This is a genomic window from Kitasatospora sp. NPDC059722, assembly GCF_042733235.1.
In the GTDB taxonomy this organism is placed as follows: domain Bacteria; phylum Actinomycetota; class Actinomycetes; order Streptomycetales; family Streptomycetaceae; genus Kitasatospora.
Genome location: NZ_JBHWGD010000051.1, coordinates 31,678 through 42,975 on the forward strand (window position 1 = coordinate 31,678; position 11,298 = coordinate 42,975).

Genomic DNA, 11,298 nt, shown 5'->3' on the forward strand with positions numbered 1-11,298 from the left:
GGGGTCGTACCGGGGGCGGACGGGGGTCGGGACACCCTACGTTTCCGGCGTGTTTCTGTCAGCCGCGTCCCCGCAGTTGTAGCGGAAGCAAAACGAGCAGAACACCCCTCAACGCGGAGAAGCCGCACTACGCGGAGAAGGCTCCCGCCGGGGCCCGGCCCGCTCCTACCTTCTCGGGGCAAGCACTGACCCGGGAGGTCACACATGAGCGAGCGCAGCGAGCGAATCATCAAGAGGTGCCGGTCCTGCGAAGCACCTGCCGAGCGAAGCGAGGCGGGGGCATGAGCAAGACCCCGGCGATCGAGCTGTCCGGCGCGACCAAACGGTTCCGCACCCCCTCGGGGGCGCTGCACACCGCCGTCCGCGATCTCGATCTGACCGTCGCCCAGGGCGAGTTCGTCGCCGTCGTCGGCCCGACCGGCTGCGGCAAGTCCACCACGCTGACGCTGGTCAGCGGCCTGGAGGAGCCCACCGAGGGCGAGGCCCGGGTGTACGGGGAGCCGGTCCGCGGGATCCACCCCCGGGTCGGGTTCGTCTTCCAGCAGGACGCCGTCTTCCCCTGGCGCACCGTCCTGTCGAACGTCATGGCCGGCCCCCGCTTCCGGGGCGTGCCCGCCGCCGAGGCCAGGGAACGGGCCCGGGACTGGCTCGGCCGGGTCGGGCTCGGCGCCTTCGAGGACCGCTACCCGCACCAGCTGTCCGGCGGCATGCGCAAGCGCGTCGCGCTCGCCCAGACCTTCGTCAACGACCCGGACATCCTGCTGATGGACGAGCCGTTCTCGGCGCTGGACGTGCAGACCCGCGCGCTCATGTCCGACCAGCTGCTGGAGCTGTGGGCCGGTACCGGCTCGTCGGTCGTCTTCGTGACCCACGACCTCGACGAGGCCATCGCGCTCGCCGACCGCGTGGTGGTCATGACCGCCGGTCCGGCGACCGTCAAGGAGATCTTCACCGTCGACCTGCCGCGACCGCGCACCGTGGAGGCCGTCCGCCTGGAACCGAGGTTCGTCGAGCTGTACCGCGAGATCTGGGCCTCGCTCGGCGAAGAGGTGCGCATCACCCGGGAGAGAGGAGCGGGTCGTGCCGCTTGAGACCGCGTCGGCCGTGCCTGGTGCACCGGTCGCCCCCACCACGAGGACCGAGGCCCGCGAACGGGCCGCGCGCAACCGGAAGCTGGGCGTGTACGGCGCCCGGTTCGCGGTGCTCGTCGCCTTCCTGGGCCTGTGGGAGGTGTGCGCCCGCACGGAGGTCATCGACCCGTTCAACTTCTCCCAGCCGTCGCGGATCTGGGACCAGATCCGGCAGTGGATCACCCACGGCACCGCCCAGGGCTCGCTCGGCGAGCAGATCGGCTACACCCTCTACGAGGCCCTCTCCGGCTGGGTGATCGGCGTCGTCGCCGGCGTGCTGCTGGGCATCGCGCTCGGCCGGATCCGCTTCCTGGCCGACGTGTTCGGACCCTACGTCAAGGTGCTCAACGCGATCCCGCGCATCGTCCTCGCACCGATCTTCCTGATCTGGTTCGGCCTCGGCCCGGCCTCCAAGGTCGCCTCCGCCGTGGTGCTGGTGTTCTTCCCGGTGTTCTTCAACGCCTTCCAGGGCGCCCGCGAGGTGGACCGCAACCTCGTCGACAACGCCCGGATCCTCGGCGCGGACAACCGCAAGGTCACCCTGCAGGTCGTCATCCCGGCCGCCACCACGTGGATCTTCACCAGCCTCCACGTCAGCTTCGGCTTCGCGCTGATCGGCGCCATCGTCGGCGAGTACATCGGTGCCACCAAGGGCCTCGGCCTGCTCGTCGCCGCCGCCCAGGGCACCTTCAACTCGGCCGGTGTGTACGCCGCGATGACGATCCTCGCCGTCGTCGCGCTGCTGACCGAAGGCCTGCTGACCTTCGCCGAGAAGAAGCTCTTCCGCTGGAAGCCCGCAGACGCGGGCGACGGCCGCTGAACCCCCCTCGTCCGCAGTAGAGAGGCACCCCCACCCATGCGCCCGAACCCGACCGGCAGAGCCGCTGCCGCCGCCCTCGCCGCCGCCCTCCTCCTCCCGCTCTCCGCCTGCGCCAACGACGCCGCCACGTCCGCCCACGGCGCCGCCGCCCCGGCCGGCCGGCAGGTGGACGGACCCAAGGTCAAGATCATGGTCGGCGGCCTGGACAAGGTCATCTACCTCCCCGCGATGCTCACCCAGCGGCTCGGCTACTTCGCCGACGCCGGCGTCAACGTCGAGCTGCTGACCGAGCCCGCCGGCGTCAACGCCACCACCGCCCTGCTCGCCGGCGACGTCCAGGGCGCCGTCGGCTTCTACGACCACACCATCGACCTCCAGGCCAAGGGCAAGAACGTCGAGTCCGTCGTCCAGTTCGCCCAGGCCCCCGGCGAGGTCGAGCTCGTCTCCGCCAAGCAGGCCGACGCCATCAAGTCCGGTGCCGACTTCAAGGGCAAGAAGCTCGGCGTCACCAGCATCGGCTCCTCGACCGACTTCCTCACCAAGTACCTCGCGGTCAAGAACGGCGCCTCCGTCAGCGAGTTCAGCCCGATCGCCGTCGGCGCCGGCCAGACCTTCGTCGCCGCGCTCCAGCAGGGCAGCATCGACGCCGGGATGACCACCGACCCGACCGTCGCCAATGTCCTCGACAAGGGCCTCGGCAAGATCCTCTACGACATGCGCACCCCCGAGGGCTCGCGCCAGGCACTCGGCGGCCTCTACCCGTCGTCCTCGCTCTACATGGCCACCGACTGGGTGGAGAAGAACAAGGACACCACCCAGAAGCTCACCAACGCCTTCGTCAAGACCCTCAAGTGGATGTCCACGCACACCCCCGAGGAGATCGCCGCGCAGATGCCCGCCGACTACGCGCAGGGCGGCGCCGAGCAGTACGCGGCCGCGATCAAGTCGACGCTGCCGATGTTCACCACCGACGGGGTGATGCCGGCCGACGGGCCGAAGACCGTCCTCGCCGTGCTCGCCGCGTTCCACCCGGACGTGAAGGGCAAGGAGGGCTCGATTGACCTCTCCCGCACCTACACCACGGAGTTCGTCGGCAAGGCCGCCGGCTGACCCCGAACAGGCCACCGGCTGACCCCGGACCGGTCCGGCGGTCCCGCGCTCACCCCCACGGGCGCGGGGCCGCCGCTTCCGGCCGCCCGGGTCGCCGCCTCGGGGCGCCCCGGTCTCAGACGCCCCGGACGCTCAGCACGTCCATCCGCGACGGCGTGCCCTCCGCCTTCCCGCAGCTCTCCGGACGCGGCGGCTCACTCCGGCCCTCCAGCACGTCCGCCTCCCACGCCCGGCCGTCCGCGTGCAGCACCGTGACCAGCCAGCGGCCCTCGCCGTCCGGCCGCTGCAGCACGGTCAGCGCGTCCACCCGGGTCTCGCCGATCGCCAGCCGCACCGCGTGGTCCGCCGCCTGGCCCGGACGGTCCCAGCCCGAGCAGCCCCGCGACCACTCCGGCACCATGTGCCCGGCCGCCGTCGCCGCCAGCACCTCCTTGGCCGTCTCCGCCGTCAGCCGGCCGTACGCGTAGCCGGACGGCAGCACCAGCATCGTGGGGGAGAAGCGGTGGCCGCCCAGGTGCGTCACCTCCCACACCTCGCTGTGCCCGGCCGCCGCCAGGTCCGCCGCCAACGGCCGGCCCAGCAGCGCGCAGCAGCGGTCGCGCCGCCCGTTCGTGCACACCAGCGCCACCGGGCCGCCCACGTGCTCCGCGCCGAAACCCGCGTGGTCGCCAACGCCCAGCGCCGCGAAGTCCAGGCCCAGCAGCTCCGCCGGATCGGCCACGGCGGCCCGGCGCACCCAGCCGCGGCCCGGCACCGTGTGCGCCACGATCACCTCGTGCCGCGCCGTCGGCAGGCAGTCCGCGTGCCGGCCCGGCCGGCGGATCAGCGCCACCCGCACGCCCGTCCCGGCCGCGGCGGCCTCCAGCGCGTGCCCCGTCTCCGCGTCCAGGTGGCTCTCGCCCAGCGCCTTCGCGCCCCACGGTCCGTTCTGCTCCACCAGCAGCCAGGTGGTCGCCACCGCCGCCGTGGCGGCCAGCGGCTCCGAAAGTTCACGCGACCGCGTCGCACAGGTGCTCACGCGGGCAAGGCTACCCTCAGCCCTCCGGGCCGCCCCCTCGCGTCGCGGCACGGCCGACCGGCCCCCCAACGGCGGAGGAGGGGCACCCGACGGGCACCCCTCCTCCGCTCACCCGGCCGTACCGGCCGCGCTGACCACGCCGGCCGCGCCGGTCACGCCGGACCCGCGACCACCGCGATCGGCGTCGTCACCGGCGTACCCGAACCGTCCCGGCGCGGATCCCGCTCCGGCAGCTCCACCGGCGCGCCCTTCGCCGTCGCCGCCCGGGCCGGCACCGCACCCGCCCACGCGAACGTCAGCAGGTCCTCACCGCGCAGGAACCGCTGGCAGCGGACACCGCCCGTCGCCCGGCCCTTGCGCGGGTACTGCTCGAACGGCGTCACCTTCCACGTCGACTGCTCCTCGCCCGTCAACGTGCCCGACGCACCCGCCACCGACACCACCACCGCGTCCGCCGCCGGATCCACCGCCGTGAACGACAGCACCCGCGCCCCGTCCGCCAGCTTGATCCCCGCCATGCCACCCGCCGGACGCCCCTGCGGACGCACCTGACCCGCCGGGTACCGCAGCAACTGCGCGTCCGACGAGATGAAGACCAGGTCCTCCTCGCCGGTGCGCAACTCCACCGCACCCACCAGCTCGTCACCCTCCTTGAGGGCGATCACCTCGAATTCGTCCTTGTTCGCGGGCCACTCCGGCACCACCCGCTTCACCACGCCCTGCACCGTGCCCAGCGCCAGCCCCGGCGACGACTCGTCCAGCGTCGTCAGCGCCAGCGCCCGCTCACCCGCCTCCAGCCGCAGGAACTCCCCGACCGCCGCCCCGCCCGCCAGCGTCGGCGACGGCGTCGGCGGCAGCGCCGGCAGATCGATCACCGGCAGCCGCAGCACCCGGCCCGCCGACGTCACCACACCCACGTCCGCCCGCGCCGTCGCCGGCACCGCCGACACGATCACGTCGTGCCTCGCCCGCGCCTCCGACAGCTCGAACGGCTCCCCGTCCGCCGTCCGCGCCAGCAGACCCGTCGACGACAGCAGCACCCGGCACGGATCGTCCGCCACCTCCAACGGCACCGTCAGCGCCGCCGACGGCACCGCGCCCGCCTCCAGCAGCACCGTGCGCCGCTCCGTCCCGAACTGCTTGCCCACCGCACCCAGTTCGGACGACACCACGCTGCGCAGCTTCGCGTCCGACTCCAGGATCTCCGTCAGGTCCGCGATCTCCGACAGCAGCTTCGCCTGCTCCTGCTCCAGCTCCACCCGGTCGAAACGCGTCAGCCGGCGCAGCGGCGTGTCCAGGATGTACGCCGTCTGCGTCTCCGACAGCGAGAAGCGCTCCATCAGACGCTCCTTCGCCTGCCCCGCGTTGTCGCTCGACCGGATGATCGCGATCACCTCGTCGATGTCGACCAGCGCCACCAGCAGGCCCTCGACCAGGTGCAGCCGCTCCTGCCGCTTGCGCCGGCGGAAGTCGCTGCGCCGCCGCACCACCGTGAACCGGTGGTCGACGTACACCTCCAGCAGCTCCTTCAGCCCCAGCGTCAGCGGCTGGCCGTCCACCAGCGCCACGTTGTTGATGCCGAACGTCTCCTCCATCGGCGTCAGCTTGTACAGCTGCTCCAGGAGCGCCTCCGGCACGAAGCCGTTCTTCACCTCGATCACCAGCCGCAGCCCGTGCACGCGGTCGGTCAGGTCCTTGACGTCCGCGACGCCCTGCAGCTTCTTCGCGTTGACCAGGTCCTTGATCTTCGAGATGACCTTCTCCGGGCCGACGTTGTACGGCAGCTCCGTCACGACGATGCCCTTGCGGCGCGCCGTCACCGCCTCCACCGTCGCCGTCGCCCGGATCTTGAACGTCCCGCGGCCCGACTCGTACGCGTCCCGGATCCCCGCCAGGCCCACGATCCGCCCGCCCGTCGGCAGGTCCGGACCCGGCACGAACCGCATCAGCGTGTCCAGGTCCGCGCTCGGGTGCTTGATCAGGTGCCGGGCCGCCGCCACCACCTCGGACAGGTTGTGCGGCGGCATGTTCGTCGCCATGCCCACCGCGATGCCCGTCGCACCGTTCACCAGCAGGTTCGGGAACGCCGCCGGCAGCGCCAGCGGCTCCTGCTCACTGCCGTCGTAGTTCGGCCCGAAGTCGACCGTGTCCTCGTGGATCGACTCCACCAGCGCCATCGCCGCCGGCGTCAGCCGCGACTCGGTGTACCGCATCGCCGCCGGCGGGTCGTCGTTGCCCAGCGAACCGAAGTTCCCGTGCCCGTCGATCAGCGGCAACCGCATCGAGAACGGCTGCGCCATCCGGACGACCGCGTCGTAGATCGACTGGTCACCGTGCGGGTGCAGGCGACCCATCACCTCGCCCACCACACGCGCGCACTTCACGTGCGCGCGCTCCGGACGCAGGCCCATCTCGTTGGCCTGGTACAGGATCCGCCGGTGCACCGGCTTCAGACCGTCCCGCGCGTCGGGCAGCGCGCGCGAGTAGATCACCGAGTAGGCGTACTCCAGGAAGGAGCCCTGCATCTCGTCCACGACGTCGACATCGAGGATCCGCTCCTCGAAGTCTCCGGGCGGCGGGGTCTGCGAACTGCGGCGGGCCATCGCGGCGGGGCTCCCTTACGTCTCGCTTGCGCTGTGTCTCGGTCAGTCTCTGTCGCCATGCCGGCTGCCCCCGTCAACAGGGCGCGGCGCCCCCATTGTGGACCCTCGCACCGACACTCCCGGCCAGCGCCCCTCTTCCGCCCCTGGCGAACGCCCCCTCCGCGCGGACACATCCACGCCCCTCGCGCGTTGCACCACAATGGGGGACGCCACACGAACCCCGACATCGACGACGGGAAGGACCCGAGCGCATGGCCAACCCGGCCCCCGCCTCCAGCCGAGGCATCGCCATCACCGAGCACCGCCTGGAGAACGGCCTGCGCGTCGTCCTCTCCGAGGACCACCTCACCCCGGTCGCCGCGGTCTGCCTCTGGTACGACGTCGGCTCGCGCCACGAGGTCAAGGGCCGCACCGGCCTCGCCCACCTCTTCGAACACCTCATGTTCCAGGGCTCGGCCAACGTCTCCAACAACGGCCACTTCGAGCTCGTCCAGGGCGCCGGCGGCTCGCTCAACGGCACCACCAGCTTCGAGCGCACCAACTACTTCGAGACCATGCCCGCCCACCAGCTGGAGCTCGCCCTCTGGCTGGAGGCCGACCGCATGGGCTCCCTCCTCGCCGCACTCGACGAGACCTCCATGGAGAACCAGCGGGACGTCGTCAAGAACGAGCGCCGCCAGCGCTACGACAACGTCCCCTACGGCACCGCCTTCGAGAAGCTCACCGCGCTCTCGTTCCCCGACGGCCACCCGTACCACCACACCCCCATCGGCTCCATGGCCGACCTCGACGCCGCCACGCTGGAGGACGCCCGCACGTTCTTCCGCACGTACTACGCGCCCAACAACGCCGTCCTCTCCATCGTCGGCGACATCGACCCCGAACAGACCATCGCCTGGGTCGAGAAGTACTTCGGCAGCATCCCCGCCCACGACGGCAAGCAGCCCCCGCGCTCCGGCGAACTCCCCGACACCATCGGGCGCGAACTGCGCGAGGAGATCCACGAGGACGTCCCCTCCCGCGCCCTCATGGCCGCCTACCGCCTCCCGCACGACGGCACCCGCGAAGCCGACGCCGCCGACCTCGCCCTCACCATCCTCGGCAGCGGCGAATCCAGCCGCCTCTACAACCGCCTCGTGCGCCGCGACCGCACCGCCGTCGCCGCCGGCTTCGGCCTGCTCCGCCTCGCCGGCGCCCCCAGCCTCGGCTGGCTCGACGTCAAGACCTCCGGCGACGCCACCCTCCAGCAGATCGACACCGCCGTCGACGAGGAACTCGCCCGCTTCGCCGCCGAAGGCCCCACCCCCGAGGAACTCGAACGCGCCCAGGCCCAGATCGAGCGCGAATGGCTCGACCGGCTCACCACCGTCGCCGGCCGCGCCGACGAACTCTGCCGCTACGCGGTCCTGTTCGGCGACCCCAAGCTGCTCAACGACGCCCTCCCCAAGGTCCTCGACGTCACCGCCGAAGAGGTCAGGGCCGTCGCCAAGGCCCGACTCCACCCCGACAACCGGGCCGTCCTCGTCTACGAGCCGACCACGGCCGACACCGACGCCGCTTCCGACGCCGCTTCCGAAGAGGAGGGTGCCGCCGCATGAGCACCGACTACGTCCCCGCCATGACCTTCCACCCCCAGCCCCGGCCCGGCACCCCGAGCCCCTGGGCCTTCCCCGCCCCCGAGCGCACCGCCCTCGCCAACGGCATCACCGTCCTGCACTGCCACCGCCCCGGCCAGCAGCTCGTCGCCGTCGAGGTCCTCGTCGACGCCCCGCTCGCCGCCGAACCGGCCGGCCTCGACGGCGTCGCCGCCATCCTCGCCCGCGCCCTCAGCGAAGGCACCGACACCCTCACCGCCGAGGAGTTCGCCGGCGAACTCGAACGCGCCGGCGCCACCCTCGACGCCCACGCCGACCACCCCTGCATCCGCGTCTCCCTCGAAGTCCCCGCCTCCCGCCTCCAGCGCGGTCTCGCCCTCCTCGCCGACGCCCTGCGCGCCCCCGCCCTCCCCGAGGACGAGATCGAGCGCCTCGTCGCCAACCGCCTCGACGAGATCGTCCACGAGCAGGCCAACCCCGCCCGGCGCGCCGCCAAGGCCCTCTACGCCGAACTCTTCGACGCCGCCGACCGCCTCTCCCGCCCCCGCAGCGGCACCGCCGACACGGTCAAGTCCATCGACCGCGCCGCCGTCAAGGCCTTCTACGACGCCCACGTCCGGCCCGCCACCAGCACCGTCGTCGTGGTCGGCGACCTCACCGGCGTCGACCTGCCCGCCCTCCTGGAGAGCACCCTCGGCACCTGGACCGGCACCCCCGCCGCGGCCTCCGTCCACGCCCCCGTCACCGCCGACGACCACGGCCGCGTCGTCATCGTCGACCGGCCCGACTCCGTCCAGACCCAGCTCCTCATCGGCCGCATCGGCCCCGACCGCCACCACCCCGACTGGCCCGCCCAGACCCTCGGCACCTACTGCCTCGGCGGCACCCTCACCTCCCGCCTCGACCGCGTCCTGCGCGAGGAGAAGGGCTACACCTACGGCGTCCGCTCCTTCGCCCAGCCGCTGCGCTCGGCCGCCGACGGCAGCGGGCGCGCGCTGCTAGCCATCAGCGGCTCGGTGGACACCGCCTCCACCGCCCCGGCCCTCAAGGACGCCTGGACGATCCTGCGCACCCTCGCCGCCGAGGGCCTCACCGACGCCGAGCGCGACGAGGCCGTGCAGTTCCTGGTCGGCGTCGCCCCGCTCAAGTACGAGACCGCGGGCTCGGTCGCCGGCACCCTCGCCGACCAGGTCGAGCAGCACCTGCCCGACGACTACCAGGCCGAGGTCTACCGCCGGCTCGCCGAACTGCCCACCGCCGAGGCCACCGAGGCCGTCGTCGCCGCCTTCCCGCCGGACCGGCTGGTCACCGTGCTGGTCGGCGACGCCGCCGTGATCGCGGACGACGTGCGGAAGCTCGGCATCGGCGAGGTCACGGTCGTCAGCTGACCCTCTCCGGTGCACGGCAGGCCCGTTGGAGCGATCGCCGCTCCGGCGGGCCTGCCGCGTTTTTAAATCCGTTGCGGGCCGCGGCCGTTCCGTGGATAGATGTTCCCCGGCACAGACGTACGAAGTCTGACTCTGACGAACGAAGGGAGGCGGTCACCATGCGGGTCGAGCGAACCATACGACGACGCTCCCCAAGGCCGCTCTCCCCCTGTGCCCTGGGCGCCTGAGCCCCCCTTTTTCTGGTCTTCCCCGAGCCGCGCCGGGATCTGTTCGCGTGCGGCAACTTCCTGTGAACCAAGCGACCTTGGAGGTCGAACACCCATGTCGTACACCGAAGTGCCCGGAATCCGGGTCCCCATCCGGATGTGGACCGACCCGGCCACCGTCGAGGGCGAGGCCATGCAGCAGCTGCGCAACATCAGCTCCCTGCCCTGGCTCCACGGCCTCGCCGTCATGCCCGACGTCCACCTGGGCAAGGGCGCGACGGTCGGCTCCGTCATCGCCATGAAGGGCGCCGTCTGCCCGGCGGCGGTCGGCGTGGACATCGGCTGCGGAATGAGCGCGGTGAAGACCTCCCTCACCGCCAAGGACCTCCCGGACGACCTGTCCCGCCTCCGCTCCAAGATCGAGCAGGCCATCCCGGTCGGCCGCGGCCTCCACACCGACCCGGTCGACCCGCGCAAGCTCCACGGCTTCGCGACGGCGGGGTGGGACGACTTCTGGCAGCGGTTCGACGGTGTGGCAGATTCGGTCAAATGGCGTCGCGAACGTGCCATGCAGCAGATGGGAACGCTCGGAAGTGGGAATCACTTCTCGGAAGTGTGCTTGGATGATAGTGGGACTATCTGGCTGATGCTGCACTCCGGATCGCGCAACATCGGCAAGGAGCTGGCTGAGCATCACATGGGTGTCGCTCGCTCGCTGCCGCACAATCAGGGGCTGGTGGACCGGGATCTCGCAGTCTTCATCGCGGACACGCCGCAGATGGCGGCCTACCGCCAGGACCTCTTCTGGGCCCAGGAGTACGCCAAGAACAATCGTGCGGTGATGATGGCGCTCTTGCAGGACGTCGTCCGCCGCGAGTTCCCCAAAGCGAAGGTCACGTTCGACGAGGTCATCAGCTGCCACCACAACTACGTTGCGGAGGAGAGCTACGACGGCGTCGATCTGCTCGTGACCCGCAAGGGTGCGATCCGGGCCGGCTCCGGCGACTACGGAATCATCCCGGGCTCGATGGGCACCGGTTCGTACATCGTCCGCGGCCTCGGCAACAAGGCGGCGTTCAATTCGGCCTCGCACGGCGCCGGTCGCAAGATGAGCCGGACCGCCGCGAAGAAGCGGTTCACCACGCGCGACCTGGTCGAGCAGACCAAGGGCGTGGAGTGCCGCAAGGACAGCGGCGTCGTCGACGAGATCCCGGGTGCTTACAAGTCCATCGAGAAGGTCATCGAGCAGCAGAAGGACCTCGTCGAGGTGGTCGCCCACCTGAAGCAGGTCGTCTGCGTCAAGGGCTGACACCGGCGGTCGGCAATGCGGAGAGGGGTGGGCCCCCAAATCCGGGCACCCCCCCCGGGCGGGTGCGGGACCCCCCGCACGCGGGGGGGGGGGGGTCTTGGGGGGCGACGGGGCCCAGG

The 11,298-nt window shown here is 71.8% G+C and carries 8 protein-coding genes; 6 read left to right on the plus strand and 2 right to left on the minus strand.

Features of this window, described 5'->3' with window-relative positions:
• The first annotated feature begins 281 nt into the window (after positions 1-281).
• The 3 genes from ACFV4F_RS28280 to ACFV4F_RS28290 are packed head-to-tail and all read left to right on the plus strand — an operon-like array spanning position 282 to position 3,060.
• Positions 282-1,091 carry an ABC transporter ATP-binding protein gene (locus ACFV4F_RS28280; RefSeq protein WP_380439532.1) on the plus strand — a complete coding sequence of 270 codons (810 nt, stop codon included), beginning with the start codon at positions 282-284 and terminating at the stop codon, positions 1,089-1,091.
• Positions 1,081-1,950: an ABC transporter permease gene (locus tag ACFV4F_RS28285; protein WP_380506582.1), complete on the plus strand. Its 870-nt coding sequence runs from the start codon at positions 1,081-1,083 to the stop codon at positions 1,948-1,950. The genes ACFV4F_RS28280 and ACFV4F_RS28285 overlap by 11 nt, the downstream gene beginning before the upstream one ends.
• Before the next feature lie 36 nt (positions 1,951-1,986).
• Complete coding sequence (locus ACFV4F_RS28290) at positions 1,987-3,060, plus strand: ABC transporter substrate-binding protein (protein WP_380506585.1); 1,074 nt, start codon at positions 1,987-1,989, stop codon at positions 3,058-3,060.
• 115 nt (positions 3,061-3,175) lie between these two features.
• Here ACFV4F_RS28290 and ACFV4F_RS28295 read toward each other — a convergent pair whose 3' ends face one another.
• Together ACFV4F_RS28295 and ACFV4F_RS28300 are read right to left on the minus strand one after the other, a co-directional pair.
• Positions 3,176-4,078 (minus strand): sucrase ferredoxin, encoded by a 903-nt coding sequence (locus ACFV4F_RS28295; protein ID WP_380439538.1) that lies wholly within the window; start codon positions 4,076-4,078, stop codon positions 3,176-3,178.
• Between the two features lie 152 nt (positions 4,079-4,230).
• Positions 4,231-6,681, minus strand: coding sequence for a DNA topoisomerase (ATP-hydrolyzing) subunit A (locus tag ACFV4F_RS28300; RefSeq protein ID WP_380497510.1), 2,451 nt, complete (start codon positions 6,679-6,681; stop codon positions 4,231-4,233).
• A 251-nt stretch (positions 6,682-6,932) separates the two neighbouring features.
• On the opposite strand from ACFV4F_RS28300, the gene ACFV4F_RS28305 reads away from it, so the two are divergent.
• From ACFV4F_RS28305 to ACFV4F_RS28315, 3 genes are all read left to right on the plus strand, one after another.
• Positions 6,933-8,279, plus strand: a complete 1,347-nt coding sequence (locus tag ACFV4F_RS28305) for a M16 family metallopeptidase (RefSeq protein ID WP_380439542.1) — start codon at positions 6,933-6,935, stop codon at positions 8,277-8,279.
• A gap of 20 nt (positions 8,280-8,299) precedes the next feature.
• Positions 8,300-9,664: a M16 family metallopeptidase gene (locus ACFV4F_RS28310; protein WP_380439584.1), complete on the plus strand. Its 1,365-nt coding sequence runs from the start codon at positions 8,300-8,302 to the stop codon at positions 9,662-9,664.
• A gap of 321 nt (positions 9,665-9,985) precedes the next feature.
• Positions 9,986-11,179: an RtcB family protein gene (locus ACFV4F_RS28315; protein ID WP_380439544.1), complete on the plus strand. Its 1,194-nt coding sequence runs from the start codon at positions 9,986-9,988 to the stop codon at positions 11,177-11,179.
• Positions 11,180-11,298 lie beyond the last annotated feature (119 nt).

Coding starts and splice junctions, on each gene's coding strand:
- ACFV4F_RS28280 (WP_380439532.1), top strand. CDS start 282: ATGAGCAAGACCCCGGCGATCGAGCTGTCCGGCGCGACCAAACGGTTC.
- ACFV4F_RS28290 (WP_380506585.1), top strand. CDS start 1,987: ATGCGCCCGAACCCGACCGGCAGAGCCGCTGCCGCCGCCCTCGCCGCC.
- ACFV4F_RS28300 (WP_380497510.1), bottom strand. CDS start 6,681: ATGGCCCGCCGCAGTTCGCAGACCCCGCCGCCCGGAGACTTCGAGGAG.
- ACFV4F_RS28305 (WP_380439542.1), top strand. CDS start 6,933: ATGGCCAACCCGGCCCCCGCCTCCAGCCGAGGCATCGCCATCACCGAG.
- ACFV4F_RS28310 (WP_380439584.1), top strand. CDS start 8,300: ATGACCTTCCACCCCCAGCCCCGGCCCGGCACCCCGAGCCCCTGGGCC.
- ACFV4F_RS28315 (WP_380439544.1), top strand. CDS start 9,986: ATGTCGTACACCGAAGTGCCCGGAATCCGGGTCCCCATCCGGATGTGG.